This window comes from Rhizobium sp. BK312 (assembly GCF_014193605.1).
In the GTDB taxonomy this organism is placed as follows: domain Bacteria; phylum Pseudomonadota; class Alphaproteobacteria; order Rhizobiales; family Rhizobiaceae; genus Rhizobium.
The window spans coordinates 223,416-243,694 of the sequence record NZ_JACHZP010000010.1 but is presented as its reverse complement, the minus strand read 5'-3'; the positions used below and the strand labels follow the sequence as shown (position 1 = coordinate 243,694).

Below are 20,279 nucleotides of genomic sequence, written 5' to 3'. Positions count from 1 at the left end.
GCGGCCAAGGCACCGGCTTGGCGGCGCATACCCGCACACATCTTCCGAACCGTGGATTTCTTTCGGCGTATCGCCTACGTACTGACGACGCCGTAGGTTGGGGGCACGTAAAACACCCCTACAGGATGGACCTGGCGATTGGAAAATCAAAGGCAACGCGCATTCACGGCAGGCCGCGCCGTTTTGCACTTCCATTGATACAGAACGACTTTTTTCCGCGTGAACAGCTGGGGCCTTACAGCTAAGTGCTTGCGGCTTCGACATTAAGCCGAGCTTCCCAAGCTGATGGCTCTCGAATGGCTGCCTTTCCTAAACGCCGAACAGTGCGCTGCGATAGCTGGCAACAACCGGAATGGGTTGTCGGCAGCCACTTTCGTAACCTGAAGGTGACAGACATTGAATCCTTTGCCGGACTTGCGGCGAAGGCAGCGACGGCGAGTTTAGGCATCCCTGTAGCGGTTAATACTGCGCCCGTGCAGTCGGCTCGGTCCAGTGCCTTCGAAGGAGGTTGCCGGCGACCACTGCGATGCATTGGTAGTCGTTAGACATAAGCTTATCCTCGAGCCTGTGCTTGAGCCATTCTGCTTATGCCGACTTCCTTCCTCATCGAAAAACAAGTTATATCATCGAAGGATGATTATTTTCGAGATATGATATCGAAAATCGCTTACATCGGAAATCGATTAGGCCGCGTCCCCATAAAAAGTTTCCCTTGGTGTGATTGGATGATTCAATCTCTTTGAAAGGAGATTGCCATGCGCCGTCACGAATTAAGCGATGAAGAATGGGCCGTTATCGAACCGCTTCTGCCGAAGAACAGCCGTGGTGTGGAGCGGGTCGAAGAGCCAATGCTTTCAATGGTCGCGATCATTCGCAACGCTTTCAAGCGCTCTGGCGCAAGCGTACCCAACGCGCGCCATGCCCCCTTGAACTTGTCAATTTCAGCGACGAGAGTTAGTATCTCAGGCGTGATCTGTATGGTGCCTGTATTGATCATACCAGATTGAATACCGGATTGAACCTGATTGATCAACCAGATTATTTGCCAGATTATACCGGATTATCGGAGACGACCAGATTAAACGCCAGATTATGCCCGAATAGATTTTCGGCCTTCCCGTTGAAGTTCAAGGGGCAAACGAGCTAGCGGAAGGTGTCCTCCGGAGTGAAGCGCTTGTCGAAGATCGTCCAATCCCCATGTGCTCTCCTGGAGCCATAGACGAAGCTCTTGGCAACACATGAAGGAAGACGAACTGGGGCCGCAATTCCATACTTCTGGACGAGAGCGGCATATCCAACGAGAACCGTATCCGTTGGCACGATACGCTCCTGGAAGACCGTTGGATTTGCGGGATTGGCTGTCATGCCGACGTCCGTCCTTATCGAAAAACGCTTAGATACGACTGATCATATCGGATGCATGTCACAGCCACGCTTTAATGTCTCTCACACAATGATGCTTATTCGTCCGCTCAGCGAGGCCTAAACGGAATCGCCCACCCAATCCTCATGTCCATGGCGTATTCGGATCACGAAAATTGCTCCGTCCTCCTCAATCCGATAGACAATAAGATGGGCTTTGAAGGGATGAATTCTGACCGGCGGCGAAATCTCTTCTCGCTCACGAGCCATTCGCGGGTTGGCAGCGATCAGATCAAGCACAGCGAACAAGTCATCGTGGTAACGCCTAGCCTGGGGGGTCCGAACATGCGTATACCTTGTTCGGCGATCCCAATGATGTCCTCTTCCGCTTCAACTGAAAGGCTAAAACGCATTACCTGTTGCCGCGCGTTGTTTCTCCGCGCTCGACGGCCGCAGCAAAGAGTTCATTCTTCGACCGGCTACCAACGCCGCTTTTGAGACCGTCATCAACAAAACGTTGCATGGCGGCAATCTTATCGGTGCGAGCTTGGTCCCGGCGAATCAAGTCGCGGACATAATCACTGGCATTCGAATATCGCCCAGTCTTTGCTTGCGCCTCGACCCAATCTTTCATCGGATCGGGAAGAGATACATTCATCGTCGCCATTCGAGCCTCCAAACTAGGAGCAGGTTATGCGATGTTGGCAAAGTTCGTCAAACCGATCATTGCAGATCAGGCACGCAATTTGGCTAGGCGCGATTTCATATACACCCCACCGCGGCTTTGTCGTGCCGGCGTCGGGAGGCGGCGATCACGTCGGTTTCCGGCGCCATCAGATCGTGTTTCTCAGCAAAGGCAGCGAAGAGACCGCGCGCGGTCTCGGCCTCGATATCACCGCGCAGCGCGGCACTGCATGCCCTGAGCGCCACCGAATGCGCAGCGTCTCTCAATGAGGCCAGCCATTCCGCCAGATGCCGGTAGGCATCCATGACGCTGTTGACCTCAGCCGGAAAGCCAAGGCCGACGAGGATGGTAACAGGTTGTCTGAACAAATCGGGTTTCATCGCTCTCTCCTTCCCAATCCGGAATGAGGGCGCCGTAGGCACGGCACCCTTGCTCTGCGGACAATGCGGGTTACGCTGCCTTCTGCGCTTCAATTTGCGCGGGAGCGGCAGAGGCCATTGCGGCGGCGCTCGGGATGGAGATCTTGCGCGGCTTCAACGCCTCCGGGATCTCACGCACGAGGTCGATCGACAGGAGACCGTTTTGCAGATCGGCGCCGTTCACGCGGACATGATCGGCTAGCTCGAAGCGGTGTTCGAACGGCCGACCAGCAATGCCGCGATGCAGGTAGCCGTCATTGGCACTCTCCTGCTTCTTGCCGGTGACGGTCAGAAGGTTGGACTGGAAGGTGATGTCGAGATCGTCCTGGGCAAAGCCGGCCACCGCAATCGAGATCCGATAGCTGTCATCGCCGGTCTCGTTCGAAGAGATGCGCCAGGACGCTTTGCAAATCCTGTGAAATGAGTGCCATGAGGGCACAAATACAAGATTTTTCAAAGAGACCGATGTGGGTCGGAGACCCAGCTTGTTATTTTCGCACGGCCCCAACGCCACTAAAGATCACCACTCACACAGAAAAATCGGATCTATTGATGTGATAGGATTCGAATCGGGGACCAATTTATCGAAACCGTCGAAGTTTCAAAAATGCTCGAGTCCGGATACTGAAGAGAAATTCCCACGCATTAACGCCACAATGCCGAAATTGGCACGGCGGAAAGGCGTTCCCCAAACGGGATCACCTTGTCATGGTCGTACAGAACAATGCCTGAAACAAACCTCTCTCCACATGCTTCGGCCAACATTCGCAATCCGGAAAAATCGGAAGTCGAGACGGATGCCGCAGCCTTTATCTCGATACCGACAACCCTGCCTCTTCTGTCTTCGATGACGATATCGACTTCGTTCTGCTGCTTGTCACGAAAGTGCGAAAACTCGAAGCGGGTATGTCCGCTGCTGGCGAGTTTAAGGATCTCGCCAAAAACGAAAGTCTCCAGCAACGCCCCGAACTGTCCCCTGTCGTCCCGGAGCCGATCGAGGGAGAGGTCACGAAGGGAGGCGAGAAGACCAGAATCGAGGAAATGTATTTTGGGGGTCTTGGTCAGACGCTTCAGTTTGTTTGAAAACCAGGGTTGGATTGTTCTGGCGAGGAACAGGCTCTCGAATATGCCAACGTATTTTTGCGTCGTGATGTGGTTCATCCCGATGGCAGCGCCAATTCCGGAATAGTTCACGAGTTGTCCCGAATGCTCTGCCAGAATGCGTAGCAGGCGCGGCATCTGCGCCATCTGCTCGATTTGCGCGACATCGCGGACGTCGCGTTGAACGATCGCCTGGATATAGTCCGCATACCAGTCTTGTCTGCGACTCAAGGTTTTGCGGGCCAATGCCTCGGGATACCCGCCTGCCAGAACGGCAGCTATCAGGTCATCTCCGACGATCGGTTCTCCGGCCTTCGCATTGTTTTGAAAGGCATCGTGTAGGAAGGTACCCCCCGCCGCCCTGATTTCGGTTTGAGCAAGTGGCAGCAATCGGACGACCTCCATACGCCCAGCGAGCGAGTCTGCCACGCGTGGCAGCGTCATGAGATTGGCTGAACCGGTCAGGAGGAAGCGCCCTGGACGCTCGTCGGTGTCCACGCTTTCCTTGATGGCCAACAACAGCTCGGGAGCGCGCTGAATTTCGTCGAGAATGGCGCGATCCATTCCTCTTACAAAACCAACTGGATCCCGCCGCGCGGCGTCGAGCGTCGTGGCATTGTCCAGCGTGTAATACTGCATCCCCTCGTTGGCCATTTTCTTGGCCAGCGTCGTTTTCCCGGATTGTCGGGGACCCACGATCAGGACGACTCGCGTGTCTGACATCGCGTCGGCAACACGTTGCTCAACGAGCCTTGGATACAGCGGCATAACTTCATTCCTTTGATGACCGTTTGAAACTATGTCGATGACTAATTGAAAGTCAATGAATGACCAATTGAAATTTTCTTGGCGGCTGATTGAAACCGAGCCCAATATAGATGGCACGCCAAATTGCAGCGTGAGGGCGTCGGGAGGCCATGTAGGCGCTGCTGAACCTTCGCTCATTGGTTACTGGAACTGACCTGGCTGGTCCTCGATAGAGGGATATTCCCGGAGCGACGCGAAAGCAAAATTGTGCATGTCTTCATCACATCGCCAAGTCGATCCATTTTTAACTGTAAATCGGCAAGATGGAATGACCCCGCCGAGATCAATGATGTCAGTGGGTTGTCGTGCCGATCGGCCTCGGAACGCCTCGCCGATTCACATGCGGCCCTGGAGAGCGCTCACGTACCCCGCATTTCGCATTCACATCGGCCATTTCCCGGCCCAATTTTCCGATGAACGAGGCCGTTCGCCCGAAGCCGAGGAAGACGAAGCACCGGTAACACAGGCAAGATCTGTTTTCCGTTTACAAGGAACCTCGGCTGAAGCGAACAACCAAAATGCAGGAACCAATCATTTCTCCGCTCGATCACGGCTTGAAATAAATCTCGCTCACCCGAAACCGCCCGTCGATCCGCTTGCACTGGACGATGATATCGATCGCGACGTTGAGCAAACCACGAATATCGCTGCGCTCAAGGTCACGACCACCTTCCGACTCTTTTACGAGCAACGTCAGTTGCTCGAATGCCAGCGCCGCCGAATCGGCATGCACCGTTGTGATCGATCCAGGGTGTCCTGAATTGACATTGCGGATGTAGTAGAAGGCCGAGCCGTCGCGCAGCTCCTGTAGAAGAATGCGATCGGGGCGCATCCTGAGGCACGATTCGAGCAAATCTTTCGCGCTGATTTTCGCCAGCCCCTGCCCTCCTTTCGAATAGAAAAGCCTGACATGATTGGGCTGCGAGATGACCAGCTCCGGCGTATCCTCGATCGAGATTATCCGCTCATGCTCCGGGATATGCCGGATCAATGCCTTCGACAGGGTGGTCTTGCCCGATCCGGTCGCGCCCGAGATGATGATGTTTTTGCGCGCAAGAACCGCCGCACGCAGAAACGTCGCGTAATTGCCCGCCTTGAGGATGTTGCCCAACCTCGTATTGGAGGATTCGCTATGACGGTTCGGCGAGGAGACATTGGAAAATAATCCTACCTTTTCGAGATCATCCAACGTCAGCGACACTGACGACGGCTTTCTGATTGTGATGCTGACCGTGCCCTTGGTCGTTGCCGGCGGAACAACGATCTGGATCCGCTCTTCATCTGGCAAAGAGGCCGACAAGACCGGCCGGGCCTCGTCGATTGCCTGGTTCGAATAGCTTGCAATGGCTCGGGCCAGACGCATGAGCTTCTCGAAGCTAAGATCCGGCAGTGCATGATGCCGCCATCCTTCCGTTCCCTCGGTCAGGACTTCACCCGGGCGGTTGACGACGATCTCATAGAGCGAGGTATCCTTCAGGAAGCGAGACAGTGGCGAAAGCAATTCACGCACGACGCCAGCATCTGAAGCTTCCGCCATCTTGCGCCCTACTTCGCCACGAGCCTCGATCGAGGCCTGAAATCCCCCAATATCGCCCGATCGAGGATCCTGTTGCGGGGCTCGGTGACACGCAGGCTATAGACATCGGAAAAATCGAGATCGCGGGCGACAAAAATCGAGACGAGTTCGCCTTGATGCTTTGTCAATGTCGGCACAATATTGATGGATTGCTCGACGGCGATCGCTGCTGCCTGCTGGCCAGAAGTCGTCGTATTCTGCGCTTGAACGTCACTATCCTGCAGCCGGCTGCCGGCATAGGTCGTCGCGTCGCCGACAATGGAGAGCAGGATGGCGCTGCCGAAGCGCTCCCACCAATGCGTGTCGACATAACCATCCATGCCCGCCCGCCCGAGTGCGTCGGTCGCGGGTGAGGCGAGTGTAATAATCACACCTTCTGGCGTCTTTGCCCGGTTCCAAAGCACGAATAGACGCTTCTGGCCCCGGTTCAAGCCGCCTCGATATTCTCCGACGATCTGAGTTCCTTTCTCCATCAGGACCACGCGGCCGTTGTCGGAAAGCACATCGCGGTTGATGACGCAGCTGGCGAAGCCCGGCTGGTCGGAGGCGAGCGCCGTCTCCAGCACACAGGGAATGGAAGTTCCCATCGCCACAACGAAGTCGCGATTGCCGAGCGTGCCGGCGCGTGATCCCTCCAGATGGGTCGGCGCCAACATCCTGTCGAAACGCTGATCCTCGGTTTCAGATTGGGCGCCCCCAAAGCTGCCTTGAACAGGGAGATAATTGGAGCCGGGGTCTTGCGACACGGCAGTTGCTGGGTCGCGGCGTTGCGATGAGGACGACTGACTATTGTAGGCCATCACCGGCGCACGACGGGCAGAGTCTAGCAAAGTGTCCTCAGCGGGTGTGACCTGCTCCTTTGGCGCGGGCGTCGGTAGCAGCGCCTCGGGAAGGGGTGTGGCCGGCTTTACCTCTTCCTTCGCCGGCTCGAAGTCAGCCGTCTGGCGAATAACTATCTGGTCGGGCTTTGTCGTCTCCGTCTTTTGCCGGTCACGCATCGACCACAGCGAAAACCCAACGAAAGCGACCATCGCCAGAACCACGGCACCGCGCTTCAGGAATGGACGGGCCTCAGTTCGCGGGTTGGCATCGGTCTCGGCGCGCTCACCTGGGATACGGTCTTCCACCTCATCCGCCATGGATTCCTCCTGTTGCAGTACCAGCCGTCTGCGCTTTCATGACGCGCTCCACCGAAGGTGATGTCGTATTGGTATTGGGATCGATGCCCATCGGATCGTAGGCTTCGTTGAAGATGCAGAGCACGTCTCCTCCCCGCCGCAGAATGAATTTGCGGCCGATCGCGTGAACGAGCACGAGATCACCGGAAACCGACTTGGGTACCAGGCTTTCGGTGCCGTCGGAGTTTTCCATATAGATTGCCGGGATTTCCTGATTGCCGGAGAAGGCGATGGTCGTGATCTTGCCGTTGTCATAAACAGCGTTCGGTTCCAAGGCCCCTGATCCCTGCGCCGAATAACGCCAGTTGCGCGGTCCATATTGCTCGTGCAAAGCCAGCACTGTGTCGGCTTGTCCGGCTTGTGCTGCCTGGGTTCGCGCGAGCGCCTCCTGACGACGGCGTTCCGCATCATCGGCCGGATAGCGATATTTGACATAGAAGTAAGTGTCCTGGCCGAGGGCAACCGGACCGTCACGGACCGTCAACTCCATCTGGTAACTGCGCGTCGAACCATCACGACGTGTCGTGACCACGGAGATGTTCGTGACCGGCTGGTTCTCTCGCGCCTTCAGGAAGAGGATATTGCCGGCCGGCGCCACTTCCCATGCGACCGTGTTACCAAGCGCCACATGGGCGATTTCCTCGTCGGCGGCAAACTCCACCTGGACGGAGGAACGCAGCGAGCCCACGATCCTGGTGATATTGTAGGGCTGATAGTCGACGAAGCGGACCCGACTGTCCTGGGATGCGCCGCGCGGCGTTTCCAGCGCAAGGGCTGCCGATGGCCAGCCAGCAATCAGGAGCAGGGCGATCAAACAATGATGTTTCAGATGTTTCAATTGATGGCCTCCGGATCGGATCGATAGTCGCTGACGGCGAAGCCGAGCGGATTTATCAGCCGATCGGTCGAGGACATTGGAGCATTCACATAGGAGAAGGTAAGCGTTGCCACCCAATGGGTCGTGTGGGTCTCGTCTCCGCGAGTGATGGTACGCATATAGCGAACAGACAGGACATTGGCGTTGATCAGGGAGATGGAAACGATGTTGATCCGCGATGTGGCACCGCGACCATAGATATTTTGCGGGGAATCCGGATTGCCACCGCGATAAATCGCGGCAAAGCGGGTCTGTTCCGGCGCCGTTGAGAGCAGCGAGACCGTGCGAAAATTCTCCTCCGCCTCGCTCCAGACATAACCCTCGCGGGCGCGAACATAGCGGGCGGCGAAATATTTGGTCACAGCTTCGTCGTAGGTGCCAGCAGTGGAGGTGAGTGCCGAAACGACATCGACAATACCGGTGGAATTGTCGACTCTTACGACAAAAGGCTCGACCGTCTTTAGCGGTGTCAAGCCTGCGATGGCGACGATCGAAATCGCCGCGAGAATGCCAGCTCCGGTGGCTATGAACCAGGCAATCCGAGCCGAACGTTCCATCTGGATCATGCGGTCCTGATCGAAGCGCCTGGCCTTGTCGAAGTAATCCTTGAGACTGTCCGTCGTTACCATCACCGCGGCCCTCCGCATCGGCGATAGGAGTGGCCGACATCAAAATGCGCGAAGGCAGCGGGAACCATATCCGGCTTCACCTCAACATAGGCAAGCGGCTTGCCACCGGACTGTGCCGATGAGGAGTGAGGAGGTTGCGGCGTCGACCGGCTGTCGCCGTCCCTTTGCCACATGGCGCGATTGAGCGGCCGGCGCGAATAGCCGTCGCATTTGGGTAGGGGATAGGAATGGGACGCGCAGCCGCCGAGCGTTGATACCACACAAAAAAGCACGAATATTCGGATCATCGTGAACCAGCCATCTTGGTGTTTGTTTGAAGTTCCACATCAGCCGGTTCTTTCGGAACGAAAGCTACGGCCAATGGCCCGTGCACCCCGACCAGTCGCTCGCGCCATATAGGTGGCCCCTCGGGCGAGCGTGCCTTCATGCGCGTCGCGTGCCGCGCCATAGCCGTAGGTGAGAGATGCCCCGCCCGCGGCAAGTGCCGAGGCGATGCCTGGAAGCTGGTAAAAGACGTAAAGGGAGGCAAGGCAAATGGCACCGAGCGCAACCGGTCGCATCAGTACGTCGCTGTAGCTCTCGATCACTGTGAAGGTGGAATCGATACAGGTAATAAGCAGAGAGCCAACCGCCACGACCAGTACCTGCAGGATCACGAAGTTGGCGAGTTGCCCGATCCAGGCTTCGGTAAAGCGGCGTGTCGAGCGAAACATGGCGAGCGCTATGAAAATCGGGCCGATAGCGAGCACGATCGCCAGTGCGAGACGGGCATAGAGCGAAACGATATAACCGATCGCGGCAACCACGAAGCTTGCTAGGATGACCAGCATGCCACCGAGACCTGTAACGATATCGACACCCCATGAGGCGCGCGACCAGATCTCTTTCGCGCATTTCTGGCCTTTATCCAACAGGCTGTCGAAGGTCGAGGCACTTGGTGTCGTGCCGGAGTTCAACGCCTGTGAGATCTCCCTGGGCAATGTGTCGAAGAAGATGCCGCCGACATAAGTCTGGTACTCGCCAGCATTCGTGACCAGCGTCAGGATGACGGCAAGCTTCATGGCCCGAAAGGCGAAATCCATGATCGGTTCATGGACTGATCCACGCAGGATTAGGAAGCCGTAGAGGATGACATAAAGGGTCAATGCCGCCGTCAATGGCCCCGTGACCCAGCTGGCGATATTCGACGTACCTGACGATATGAAATTCTCCAGCGGCGCCTTGAACTGCCCATCGACGAAGGCAAAGATCTGATACATGTCTCAGCCTCCGAGTGCTTTGCCCATGCGTTCCATGCGCGATTTCCAATCAGCCGCCTCGGCATTCACGCAATTCGGCGTCGCTCGCAATTCGCCGGGATTGCTTTTGCATTTGGCAATGAGATCCGACAGCAGCGTCTGGTTGGCCATTAAGTCATCGACCGAATAGGTACGCTCGGGCTGCTTCGAGCAGCCGAACAAAGAGACACCGAGTGTGAGGAGAACAAGAAACTTCATTGAAGGGCCGCTCCCATCGCATCCATACGTTTGCGCCAATCCTCGGCTCTGCGCTGTTCATCGACCTGAACCTGGGCCTGCTGCACCATCTGCAACCCCTGCATTCTGAGCATATCGGTCTGAAGAAAAGCCGTTTCGGCCTGCAGCCGCGCCTGCAGATCGGCAATGTCCTTGGCGTCGCTCGCCGATGAGATTTGCCGGCGTAATTGATCAATCCCGTCGATCCGCTTGGTCGCGGTATCGTAGATCTGCTGGCCGAGGCTCATCTGCCCTGCATTCTTGTTCTGAAGACGCGACAGTTCCTGAGCATAAAAGTCATTGGCGCTCGTTTTGTAGGTTGAATTATCGGTCAAGAATTTTGAGGCGGCGTCGCCAAGCGTGCCTGAAGCTGAGCCCTTGAGCAGGCTTTCGACGGTAGAAAAGTCCCCTGGCAATGCCTTGCGGATCGCCGGATCGTTCAACAGGCTGGCGACGTCGGCCATATTGGTCAGCTTATTTAGCGAACCGTAGAGCTGCTGGGCCTGCTGGAGTTGCTGGTTCAGCGCATCAAGCTGAGACTTCAGTTGGGTTATGCTTTCGATCTGCTTGGCAATCGCCGTCTGGTCGATAACAGGGATACCCTGTGCGTCGGCGGCGTACGAAGAAAGGAACAGTACTATCGCTGTCATGGGAATCATTCTGCTCTGCGCCATCAGCTTGCACTCCTTGTCTGTTGGAATATCCGCAGCCATTCGTCCCGGTTATCGCCAAGCTCCGCCCGGATCGCCTCGGCAAGTTCCACGTTTGCTGTTCGCCCGGAGAGGATTGCGAGCTCATCGCCGAAACCGTTGAGATTGAGCTCGGCGACAACGCTGTTGTGACCCTGCTTAACGATAAAGCGCCGGCTTTCGGCGGAGAGCTCGCGGGCAACCAGCTCGAATTCGCGTTCGGTGAGCTTGAAGCCACCGACATAATCGTCTCGATCACCACGGGAATTCGGCAGGAAAACCTGTGTTGGGCACTGCTCGATGATTGTATGCGCGATCGGTGAGTTGATGGCGTCTCGCGGGCTTTGCGTGGCAAAGAGCATCAAGCCGTTCTGCTTGCGAATGGTCTTGAGCTTATTCTGGGCAAGATCAAGAAAGCTCTCGTCCTGCAGCGCCTTCCAGAACTCGTCGATAACGATGATGATGCGTCGGCCATCGATCAACCGTTCGACCCGATAGAAAAGATAAGACATCAAGGGATTGCGGATTTCCTCATTGTCGAGAAAATCGGTCATGTCATAGCCGAGAAATTTTGCGCCGATACCGATCTCATCGGCCTCGTTGTCGAAGACCCAACCAAGCGGCCCGCCTCTTTCCCACCGACGTAGGCGCGCGGCGATCCCCTCCGGATCGGTATTGTTGAGAAAGGTGCGCAAAGCGCCGATCGTGCGTTGTTCTTTCGGCAGATCGGCAAGACCATCGATCGCCAGCGCGATATCGCTGACATCGCTGACCGAAAAATCACGCACCGCCGTACCGGCTAACTTGGCGATAAATCGTGCAAGGAAAATCTTGTTCTCCGGTGTCGGCTCTAAGGCTTTCAGCGGTGCACATCCGGTCGGAAGCCCATTCTTCAGCGGCAAATAGGTGCCGCCGGCAGCCCGGACGAAGAGGTCGGCGCCGCGATCCTTGTCGAAGAAGACCATGTGCGGGTCATGCTTTTCGAGTTGCGACAGCATGAAATTGAGAAGTACGGTCTTGCCGGCACCCGACGGACCGCAGACGAAGGTGTTGCCGAGATCGCCATAGTGGAAATTGAAATAGAACGGCGAGCCCGACGCCGTCTTCAGCATGGCGACGGCTGGTCCCCATTCGTTGCCGTCCTTCTTACCCATGGGGTAGGAATGAAACGGAGAAAGTGCTGCAAAATTCCGCGAGGTGATCGCGCCGGAACGAGCCCGATACCGAAAATTACCGGGCAATTGTGCCCACCATGCAGCTTCGAGCCCTAGATCCTCGCGCGCCACGACAGCGCCACCATTGGTCAGATGCGAGCGCGCCTTGGCGAGATTGTCAGCAAGATCTTTGACAGATGAAGCGAAGACCCCGAGGGTCAGATGGTGCTCGCCGAGCACGAAACGGTTCGATTCCAGCTCGTCCATTGCCGCATCAAGCTCTTCAATCTGGGAGGCCGCCTTGTCGACAGCACTCACCATTTGGTTCTGCTTGCGGCCCATGATGGCGCGGGCATCGGTTTTGGACCTGAACGCGAAGGACTGAGTGAGGATTAGTTCGAAAGGTGCCGTCAGAATGCCGTCCAGCATACCGCCGCGCGTTCGCGCCGGATATTCCTTGAACCCGAACATGCCGGCGTAACGGCTTGTCCCTTCATCGCGGATCTCGACGGTCTCGCGGCCGAAGATCACACGATCAGAATAGATCGCCGAGGAGATCCTGCCTTCCGTCAATGGTATGGGTTCTCGACGGCCGCCGATCAACTGATGCAGCACCTCGCTCGGTTCGGAAAACAAGATACCATTCTGATCGTAGAGCGACAGCACACGGGGGCCGAAGCGTCTCAGTCCCGCAATGACATCGGTTACCTTGTCCCGCAGATGCTTGAGACTGTCCTCATCGAGCTCGACTGCGGCTCGTTGGGCCTTGCGAAGCCGTGACAGCAGATTTGCGAGCCGTTCAGCCGGATCGCGTCCGGGATGCCAAAGCAGGGTGAGATAGAGATCGTTACGAAACAGGTCCTCGCTTATCATCCGCTCGCGATATTTGCCATTCAACGTTGCCGAGAAGGAATTGGCGAACTCGCCGTCGGGATAAGTGTTATCGCGGCGGCGGATGAGGTGGGTCCAGATTGCTAGACGCTCGTCCGCAATGTTGCGGTAGAGCGTGTTGAGATCGCGCTGCAGGCTGTTCAAATCGATAGGATCGATCGTCTCGAACGATACGCCCTCCACGGCGATCATCGTTAGCAACGCCCTGGAATCGAGTGCGATCACGGTCTCGTCCACGTGCCGGACATAGGGGATGAAGGTTTCCGGCTCGAGTTCACGGGATTTGAGACGGGACACATTAGGCATGGCCAAGGTCCCTTTCGTCATAGTGTCGCACTAGCCTCAACGGCGTCAGCGAAGCACCACGCCAATAGGCGCCGTTGCGCGAACGACCACGGGTTTCGATCCAGGCCAGCAGAATACGGAACATGTTGTGGTCATGCTTGACGAGCGAGCGAAAAATGAAATGAAAGACCACACCGACAAGCCCATAGGCAATCGAGCCAGCTACAATGTAGAGGATCGTCGTCAGTATAATGTTGACGCCCATGGCCTCCATCGTCACCCCGGCGATCATCGCCGGCCGGGTGCAGGCCAGGAACAAGGTATCTTCCTCAAGCGAAACCTTCCCCAGCATCATCTTCAGCCCCCGGAAATCGTGCTGACGATCTGCGAGGCGCCAAAGAGAATGCCGATACCAAGCACGACATAGGCGGCCTTGCGAAGATCGAGATAGCCGAACATCCAGGCAATCCCGACAATGATGACGGCGATCGTTGCCAAGAGCTTGGCGACGTTACCCGTGAGCAAGGTGACGATATTCTGCAGAACCGTCTCGATCCCGCCGGCGCTCTGCGCGAAGGCTGGCTCGATCATGGCGATCGAAAGGCCGGTTGCCATCGCAACGGTGATACCAAATGCACGAATATTGATCCTCGACATCATTCAGACTGCTCCGGGTGATCATTTTGGAAGACCAGCGCGGATGATTGCCGCGCCGCATGGAAGACGTCCCAAGACGGTGGTTTCGCCGACCGTTGGGGCAATGGCCCTTCCTCATGGTTCAAGGTCGGATCACCGGCGGGGGATTCGGGTACTGTCGGCCGCTCGATACTCGGCCCTATCGCTATGGCGGACAGCGTCTTCGAAAGCCGTTTGGCCTCGCCTTGGACAAGATCGTCATACTGGGCCATCTTTCCGACCGAAGGATCGGAGCGCCCGTAGTAGGATTGCAGCATCACGCGCTCAGCCTGCTGCGGTGTGGCGCCGGCGCGCACGGCCAGACGATAATAACCATCGAGCAGTGTCGCCGTTGCTTTGAGGTTGAGGCATGGGTCGAAGGCGTCCGCGATGCTCAGATCAAACTTGCGCAATTCGGCGATGCCAATGCCGCCAAGCCCTAGCTGGACATCTTTATGTTCCGCCATCAGCACCGTTGCGGTTTCGACCGCATCGGCCTTGCTCTTCGGCTGTTCATGAAGAGATGAACTTCCTCGCACGCGAATATCAAAAGGCTGGAACTGGCTTTCGAGACTAACAACCGCTGCAAGCGTTTCGATCGCAATCGCCGGCGCACAGGTCTGGGCAAGATCGATGAAGGAGACGGCCATGATCAGTACCACACCCGCTGGCTTCCAACGCCGTCGATGGTCACATCGACATAATGGGGCTCGGATCGCATATTCGGCCGCGCCGTCGGATAGCCCATGCACTGTATCTGCCGGCCGTCCCGCTGCCAGCGCGCCGATATCACCAACCCATCGTCTCTTGCGCCACTATTACGACCGGAGGCGCAATAGCCGCCGTCAACTTTGGAAAGGGTTCGCGAAACGCAGGTCTGCTGTTGACCGCGCTCGCCATAGCGTGTCGTCAGGCGATAGCTGTCACTGCAGAAATAGGGCTCGTAACCAGGACGCGATGCCCGGAAGCCGACACCGCTGCAGGTGGGAAAGGAATGCCCCTTGGCAAGCGCCTGCCAGAGCTTGCTGATCGGCGGACGGCAGGCGGCATATTGTGTGGGCCCACCCGGATTGGAAAGGCACAGGATAACCTGACATCCCCAATCATCGGCGCGCGCATGCCGCTCGGAAATGAGGTACAAAGGGATGCAGCCGGCAGTGGCGAAGATTGTTCCAACCAGAAGGCGTTTCATCAGCATGATCCTTCAATGTGGCGATATCAAACGATCCGTCCGGCGGCGAATCAGGCGCCGTTCGTAATTTATACTAATTTATATAATGCAGTTAAAAAGATGACAAGTACCCTAACCACGCAGTGGCACAGTCTTTCGTTTGCAGCCTTCATCCTGCATGAGATCATGGATCATCCGCAGGAGGGCGAGACACCGCAGTCCCGGTTGAAACAGGTTGGCATGATGAGTGTTCTTTACATCATGAACCAAGCTCACCAGGCACTAACTATCTCAAATATAGTCGAAATTACGAAGCTCACACGCATGGGCGTGACGGAGACAATTGAGCCGTTGGTGAAACGCGGGATCCTGACGGAGACCTTCGTGAAGAATTCCATGGGGCGCGGCAAGGCCCGTCAGTTTGAGATCGCGCCGGAGATTTTCGAGAAGCTTAGGAGCTTTCAGGCGCGGTAATGGTTCGTCATAACGGCCGAACCAGACTGAATTAAATTAAGCAATTAAAACCCGGAAACGTCCACAAAAGCGGCTATGCTTATGTGCTTGCCCCACTCTTTCGCAATCCCCGGGGCTTGAACACATAGCCCGCTGCATGGACGGTGCGAATGGCAGCATCACATCCGGGCAACTCTCCCAGCACCTTGCGCAAGCGGCCAATGTGAACGTCCACCGTTCGCGGCGAGACTTCGGCGGAAGCCGGCCAAGCCGAAGCAATCAGTTCGGAACGGCTGCAGAGCTGTCCCTCCCTCCTCATCAGATGATGTAGAATATTGAACTCGATTGGTGGCAGCGCAAAGTCGCGACCGTTGCAGTGTATTCGGCGACTGTCGACGTCGATTTCCAGGTCGGCAACAGCTAGCGACGCAACCATTTTTGAGTTGGCCGTCTCCATGGCCTGTCCCGCCACCTGCATGAGAGATGTCAGCAACTTCTCCGGTGAAAGCGGCCTGAACAGGCAGTCATCAACACCGGCTTGCAACAAGGCGAGATGAAGCGGCTGCGCTTCGCTTCGTATGAGCGCAATCACGCGGACCTCGTTGTCAGGTGTGGTGGATCGCCTGATTTCGCCACATATGGAAACGGCATCTTGGATTTCGTGGGTGCAATCGAAAAGGACTGCGCACGGCAGGCGCTTCGAGCATGAAGCTAAAACATCGTTGGCGGTGCAAGCCAAAGAGGGGATAAAGCCTTCCGCCTTCAGAATATAGCTAAACGGCAGGAACAGCTCTGCATCTGAGGTCCACATAATGACCTCGTTGCAGGTCGCCACCTCGAGCTTCGCTACCGCATCAGAGCGCTTGAAGCTGGACGCGCCGGACCGTGTGACGGCTCTAGGCTGGCGCATATTCGCCCCCGTTGATATCGAGGATAGCGCCATTAACGAAACCTGCCTCCTCCGACGCCAGGAAGGCAACGGCAGCAGCGATGTCCTCCGGCGTTCCCAATCTGGCGGAAGGAATGCGTGCAACCGCGTCCCGATTGGCTGGCGTATTGGGATCGCCAGTCAAGGGCGTCAAGATCCTGCCAGGCGCCACGAGGTTAACGGTTATGCCGAAAGGACCGCACGATCCGACAAGCGTGCGCATAAGACCAGCCAGCGCTGCCTTGCTGGCGGCGTAAGCGCCACCGGCGATGCGGGGGCGTGTGCGCCCAGCGAGCGATCCGATCAAGATGATGCGTCCGAATCCCGCCTGTCGCATACCCCTGACGACCGCCTGACAACATAGCATGGTGCCGGTCAGATTCACGGCCAGCACTTCGTTCCATTCTTCCAGCCCAATGTCCTCGAACCGCCGAGGACCAGCTAGGCCTTTGGGCGATATCCCGGCATTGCAGACGAGAATTTCGGCATCTCCCCAGGTCGATGAAAGCTCTTCGAAGAAATTGGCAACAGCGATAGGATCCGACAGGTCGACAACTCGGCCCAAGACCTGTCCAGATCCGAACTCCGCGGACAGCAGGGCAGTTGCGTCAGTCACAGTTTTAGCGCTGTGACTGAAGACGGCGACACGATGCCCCGCCGCCAATAGCTTTCGCGCCGTCGCCAATCCGATACCGCTCGTCCCTCCTGTCACGACGGCGATGCGAGACGGCTTAGGCATCATGCCGCCTCATTCAAGCCGGCAAACAAGGACAAGGCTGGATGAGCCTCAGGATCTGTCATGACCTCGATAAACAGCGGCCCCTTACCTGCCAGTCCATCCTGTAGATGAGCCGTGAGCTCGGCTGGATCCTCAACGCGCACTGCCGGGCACCCGCAAGCTTGAGCGATCCGCATGTGATCGACAGGCGCAAAATGGCACGCCGATGTGAAGCGCCCGAACTTTACGGTCTCGGCATCCCGCTGGAAACCGAGGATACCGTTGTTGAGAAGGATAATGGTGACGGGAAGATCGGAGCGAACCATGGTTTCCATCTCGGCCCAGCTATGGGCGAACCCGCCATCTCCAACAATGGCGACCACCGGATGCTCGGGTCTAGCTGCCTTTGCGCCAAGAGCCAGAGGCAGACCCCACCCCAGCCCCGCAAGACCGCGCGGCGTCAGGAACCGCATTCCAGAAGTAAGCGATCGCAACTGGCCGACGACCCACATCGATGAGTAGCTTGCATCGGCAACGACCGTCGTCTGCGGCGTCAATGACGCCTGCAGTTCTGCCATGATGCGTTCTGGGCGGATCGGCGACGCTGTAGCACGCACCAGCTGATGCCGATCCTCATCGAACTGCCGCCAGCACTCGGCTATGCGGCTGGTAACAGCAGCCCGTTGGTCGCGCCGTTGGGATAGATCTTGCGCGCTTAGGACATGAACAAGCTCTCTGAGTGTCTCACGCGCATCCCCGACCAGGCGCAGCGCCTGATAATTGCGGCCGATTTCCTGAGGGTCGACATCAATGTGGATCACCTGAGCACCGGCAGGAATTTGCCGCCAGCTATCCGTGCCATTCTGATTGGTTCGCGTTCCAATCAGAATGACAAGGTCTGCGTCACCGACCAGAGCAGCCGTATGGCGCCCGAGTGACCGCGGACCCACGAGTGATCCTAGGACGCCGGCCGAAAGCGGATGATATTCATTAGCCGCGCCCTTGCCCATGTTGGTTGTTAAGACTGGGAGTACAGCCAGATCCTGCAACGTGGCCAGTTCATGGCAGGCATCGCTGCCGAGGACACCGCCGCCCGCGATTACAATGGGATTGTGGGCATTCGCGATTAACTCCGCTGCTCTTTGCAAAGTCGTGCGATCAGGGGACGATCGATCAAGCGGCCAATAGCCGAGATTGAGAGAGCGGGATGGCGTTTTGACGGTAAGCTCCGAGCGCAGCAAATCGGCAGGCAACAGCAACGCGACTGGCCCGGGTCGACCAGAGGCAGCAGCAGTGAAGGCGGCATCAACATAGTCCTCGATTCGCTCCGGAACCATGACCCTGCGCGCCCATTTCGTGCAGGATTGGAAGAGCGCGATATGGTCGAGCTCCTGGAACGCGTTCCGATCCATCTGATCGCGCTCGACCTCCTGCACAAGTGCTACGATCGGAACGCTCGCCTTTAGCGCTTCGGCCATGGGAGGAACCAGCAGCGTGGCGGCCGGACCATTCTGGGCAGCCACCACACCGATCTTTCCGGATCGTCGAGCATAGCCATCGGCCATGGCGCCGCCCATATTCTCCTGCCGGTAAGCGACCTGGCGAATGCCTGCCGCTTCAGCGGCCAGGATGAGCGCTGATGGTAGGCTCTGGGCGAATATATGGGTGACGTCGTGGCGCACCAGCGAGCGAGCCAGGCATTCGGCGACAGTTTCTAAGGACTTCGTGGTCATGCGGTTGCTCCAGCAAAATCGGCTTCGTGGGTTTCGAGGAAATCGCCGAAGGCTTCGACGATCAAATCAAGATCGGTATTCGTCATTGCCGTGGAGAGGCAGGCGGCCGCCCCAAACGGCAAGAGGATATCGAGCTGACGGAAATGGCTTGTCAGATTGGTCATCCAACTGTTCTGTTCCGGTGTCGGGAAGGCCTGCCGATACTCACGGGGCGTTTGTCGTTTGGGGTGGATACGAAAAAGCGAAGCCGAACCGGTGACGATAAACGGTGCGTCATGACGCATGATCGCGGCAGAAAGGCCGTCGCGCACACGTGCACCCATTTCATCAAGACGCTCGAAGCTTGCCGAGGTCAGTGCCTCCATAGCCACCCTTCCTGCAACCATTGAAACCGGATTGGCCGAAAAGGTCCCGCCCTGTGGCAGCGCTGGCCTTGCGCCCAAGCTTGCGAAGACCCCCATCACCTCCTTGCGACCACCGACCGCGCCGACCGGAAAGCCGCCGCCGATGATCTTTCCGGCAGCAATAAGATCCGGCACGAGCCCGAAGCGCGCCGATGCGCCGCGATATCCCTGCCGCAGATTCAGCACCTCATCGGCTACGACGAGGACGCCATGTTGCCGGGCAAGATTGGAGACGGCTTCGATGAAGGCTGGCTCAGGGGCGAGCAAACCTGCCCTACTCGGCATGGGATCAATGAGGATGCAGGCAAGATCGCCGCCCGACATTGCCAATCTCCGTTCCAGGCCTTCGACATCATTGAAACGGATCACATCGACCTCTTCGGCAACACTTTGGGGCGCCCCGGCATAAGACGTCGTGGATGCAGGGGCGTCTGCCGGTCCCCAGGACGCCGGCGACGCGCCTTGGCTTACCTCGGCCCAATCATAGGCGCCGTGATAGGCGCCTTCGACCCGGGCAATGCGCGACCGCCCGGTAAAGGCGCGGGCTGCCTTGATAGCGAACATGACGGCCTCGGTGCCGCTATTGACGAAGCGAATGTGCTCGATCGCGGGAATGCGCTGCACGAGCAATTCCGCCAATCCCAGTTCGTGCTCCGTTGGATTGGAAAAGCAGGTTCCTTTGCGCAGGAGATCTGCAATCGCGTCGGCGACGGGGAGGTAACCGTGACCATGGATCAGCGTTGTGAAATTGTTATTGAGGTCGAGGAGCCGATTGCCGTCGACGTCGACCAGATAGGCACCCTCACCACGGGAAATGTAGGTCGGCAGAGGATCGCGCTCGACGGTGACGCGCGTGGTTCCATCGGGAAACACGATCTGCCCTCGCTCGAAGAAATATTGCGAGCGTGATCGAAGCGCCGCCCGTCGAAATGATGGAAAATCCTGATGAAGCATGCCTTGCCCTCTCCATGCAGAGATGCGCGTTCGCATCCCGTTCACATTTTTGTTGCAACAAAAAAACATGGAGAGA

23 protein-coding genes and 2 pseudogenes are annotated in these 20,279 nt (G+C 57.2%); 2 read left to right on the top strand and 23 right to left on the bottom strand.

The window, feature by feature from the left end:
• Nucleotides 1-755 precede the first annotated feature (755 nt).
• Entirely contained in the window at nt 756-1,007 is a 252-nt protein-coding gene (locus FHT85_RS25850; RefSeq protein WP_162709638.1) for a transposase, read from the top strand.
• A 136-nt stretch (nt 1,008-1,143) separates the two neighbouring features.
• Here the strand turns inward: FHT85_RS25850 and FHT85_RS25845 are convergent, their stop codons facing one another.
• The 19 genes and pseudogenes from FHT85_RS25845 to FHT85_RS25760 all read right to left on the bottom strand — a co-directional run bounded on the left by FHT85_RS25845 (nt 1,144) and on the right by FHT85_RS25760 (nt 15,034).
• The gene (locus FHT85_RS25845) at nt 1,144-1,365 is read right to left on the bottom strand and encodes a hypothetical protein (RefSeq protein ID WP_112410554.1); all 222 of its coding nucleotides are present in this window, start codon (nt 1,363-1,365) and stop codon (nt 1,144-1,146) included.
• Between the two features lie 117 nt (nt 1,366-1,482).
• Nucleotides 1,483-1,775: pseudogene (locus FHT85_RS25840) on the bottom strand (type II toxin-antitoxin system RelE/ParE family toxin).
• Nucleotides 1,775-2,029 (bottom strand): type II toxin-antitoxin system ParD family antitoxin, encoded by a 255-nt coding sequence (locus FHT85_RS25835; RefSeq protein WP_112339345.1) that lies wholly within the window; start codon nt 2,027-2,029, stop codon nt 1,775-1,777. Before FHT85_RS25835 ends, FHT85_RS25840 begins: the two are co-directional and overlap by 1 nt.
• 95 nt (nt 2,030-2,124) lie before the next feature.
• On the bottom strand, nt 2,125-2,427 hold the full coding sequence (locus FHT85_RS25830) for a DUF982 domain-containing protein (RefSeq protein ID WP_112410553.1): 303 nt from the start codon (nt 2,425-2,427) through the stop codon (nt 2,125-2,127).
• Between the two features lie 70 nt (nt 2,428-2,497).
• A pseudogene (locus FHT85_RS25825) lies at nt 2,498-2,845 on the bottom strand (Hsp20 family protein); the annotation flags it as partial.
• Nucleotides 2,846-3,111: 266 nt separating this feature from the next.
• A complete protein-coding gene (locus tag FHT85_RS25820; RefSeq protein ID WP_112410552.1) occupies nt 3,112-4,335 on the bottom strand; it encodes an ATP-binding protein in 1,224 nt (407 codons plus the stop codon).
• A gap of 586 nt (nt 4,336-4,921) precedes the next feature.
• Nucleotides 4,922-5,911 carry a P-type DNA transfer ATPase VirB11 gene (virB11, locus tag FHT85_RS25815; protein ID WP_112410551.1) on the bottom strand — a complete coding sequence of 330 codons (990 nt, stop codon included), beginning with the start codon at nt 5,909-5,911 and terminating at the stop codon, nt 4,922-4,924.
• An 8-nt stretch (nt 5,912-5,919) separates the two neighbouring features.
• On the bottom strand, nt 5,920-7,089 hold the full coding sequence (gene virB10, locus FHT85_RS25810) for a type IV secretion system protein VirB10 (protein WP_112410550.1): 1,170 nt from the start codon (nt 7,087-7,089) through the stop codon (nt 5,920-5,922).
• Nucleotides 7,079-7,957, bottom strand: coding sequence for a P-type conjugative transfer protein VirB9 (gene virB9 / locus FHT85_RS25805; protein WP_183774389.1), 879 nt, complete (start codon nt 7,955-7,957; stop codon nt 7,079-7,081). Before virB9 ends, virB10 begins: the two co-directional genes overlap by 11 nt.
• Before the next feature lie 5 nt (nt 7,958-7,962).
• The gene (locus FHT85_RS25800) at nt 7,963-8,634 is read right to left on the bottom strand and encodes a virB8 family protein (protein WP_112410548.1); all 672 of its coding nucleotides are present in this window, start codon (nt 8,632-8,634) and stop codon (nt 7,963-7,965) included.
• Nucleotides 8,634-8,921, bottom strand: a complete 288-nt coding sequence (locus tag FHT85_RS30640) for a hypothetical protein (protein WP_112339338.1) — start codon at nt 8,919-8,921, stop codon at nt 8,634-8,636. Before FHT85_RS30640 ends, FHT85_RS25800 begins: the two co-directional genes overlap by 1 nt.
• Nucleotides 8,922-8,960: 39 nt before the next feature.
• Nucleotides 8,961-9,893 (bottom strand): type IV secretion system protein, encoded by a 933-nt coding sequence (locus FHT85_RS25795; protein ID WP_112400309.1) that lies wholly within the window; start codon nt 9,891-9,893, stop codon nt 8,961-8,963.
• 3 nt (nt 9,894-9,896) lie between these two features.
• Nucleotides 9,897-10,130: an EexN family lipoprotein gene (locus tag FHT85_RS25790; RefSeq protein WP_112410547.1), complete on the bottom strand. Its 234-nt coding sequence runs from the start codon at nt 10,128-10,130 to the stop codon at nt 9,897-9,899.
• Nucleotides 10,127-10,822, bottom strand: a complete 696-nt coding sequence (gene virB5 / locus FHT85_RS25785; RefSeq protein ID WP_112410546.1) for a P-type DNA transfer protein VirB5 — start codon at nt 10,820-10,822, stop codon at nt 10,127-10,129. Before virB5 ends, FHT85_RS25790 begins: the two co-directional genes overlap by 4 nt.
• Complete coding sequence (locus FHT85_RS25780) at nt 10,822-13,188, bottom strand: VirB4 family type IV secretion/conjugal transfer ATPase (protein WP_112410545.1); 2,367 nt, start codon at nt 13,186-13,188, stop codon at nt 10,822-10,824. The genes virB5 and FHT85_RS25780 overlap by 1 nt, the downstream gene beginning before the upstream one ends.
• Nucleotides 13,181-13,519, bottom strand: coding sequence for a type IV secretion system protein VirB3 (locus FHT85_RS25775; protein ID WP_162709640.1), 339 nt, complete (start codon nt 13,517-13,519; stop codon nt 13,181-13,183). Before FHT85_RS25775 ends, FHT85_RS25780 begins: the two co-directional genes overlap by 8 nt.
• A gap of 5 nt (nt 13,520-13,524) precedes the next feature.
• Nucleotides 13,525-13,827, bottom strand: a complete 303-nt coding sequence (locus FHT85_RS25770; RefSeq protein ID WP_112410543.1) for a TrbC/VirB2 family protein — start codon at nt 13,825-13,827, stop codon at nt 13,525-13,527.
• Nucleotides 13,824-14,492 (bottom strand): lytic transglycosylase domain-containing protein, encoded by a 669-nt coding sequence (locus FHT85_RS25765; RefSeq protein ID WP_112410542.1) that lies wholly within the window; start codon nt 14,490-14,492, stop codon nt 13,824-13,826. Before FHT85_RS25765 ends, FHT85_RS25770 begins: the two co-directional genes overlap by 4 nt.
• 2 nt (nt 14,493-14,494) lie before the next feature.
• Entirely contained in the window at nt 14,495-15,034 is a 540-nt protein-coding gene (locus tag FHT85_RS25760) for a hypothetical protein (protein WP_112339350.1), read from the bottom strand.
• 99 nt (nt 15,035-15,133) lie between these two features.
• Here FHT85_RS25760 and FHT85_RS25755 point away from each other — a divergent pair, with 99 nt between their 5' ends.
• Nucleotides 15,134-15,487, top strand: a complete 354-nt coding sequence (locus FHT85_RS25755) for a MarR family transcriptional regulator (RefSeq protein ID WP_112410563.1) — start codon at nt 15,134-15,136, stop codon at nt 15,485-15,487.
• 79 nt (nt 15,488-15,566) lie between these two features.
• Here FHT85_RS25755 and FHT85_RS25750 read toward each other — a convergent pair whose 3' ends face one another.
• The 4 genes from FHT85_RS25750 to FHT85_RS25735 are packed head-to-tail and all read right to left on the bottom strand — an operon-like array spanning nt 15,567 to nt 20,203.
• Nucleotides 15,567-16,376, bottom strand: a complete 810-nt coding sequence (locus FHT85_RS25750) for a winged-helix domain-containing protein (RefSeq protein ID WP_162709637.1) — start codon at nt 16,374-16,376, stop codon at nt 15,567-15,569.
• The gene (fabG, locus tag FHT85_RS25745) at nt 16,363-17,136 is read right to left on the bottom strand and encodes a 3-oxoacyl-ACP reductase FabG (protein WP_409527353.1); all 774 of its coding nucleotides are present in this window, start codon (nt 17,134-17,136) and stop codon (nt 16,363-16,365) included. Before fabG ends, FHT85_RS25750 begins: the two co-directional genes overlap by 14 nt.
• A complete protein-coding gene (locus tag FHT85_RS25740) occupies nt 17,133-18,845 on the bottom strand; it encodes an acetolactate synthase catalytic subunit (protein ID WP_112410540.1) in 1,713 nt (570 codons plus the stop codon). The genes fabG and FHT85_RS25740 overlap by 4 nt, the downstream gene beginning before the upstream one ends.
• Nucleotides 18,842-20,203 (bottom strand): aspartate aminotransferase family protein, encoded by a 1,362-nt coding sequence (locus tag FHT85_RS25735; protein ID WP_112410539.1) that lies wholly within the window; start codon nt 20,201-20,203, stop codon nt 18,842-18,844. The genes FHT85_RS25740 and FHT85_RS25735 overlap by 4 nt, the downstream gene beginning before the upstream one ends.
• Nucleotides 20,204-20,279: the final 76 nt, after the last annotated feature.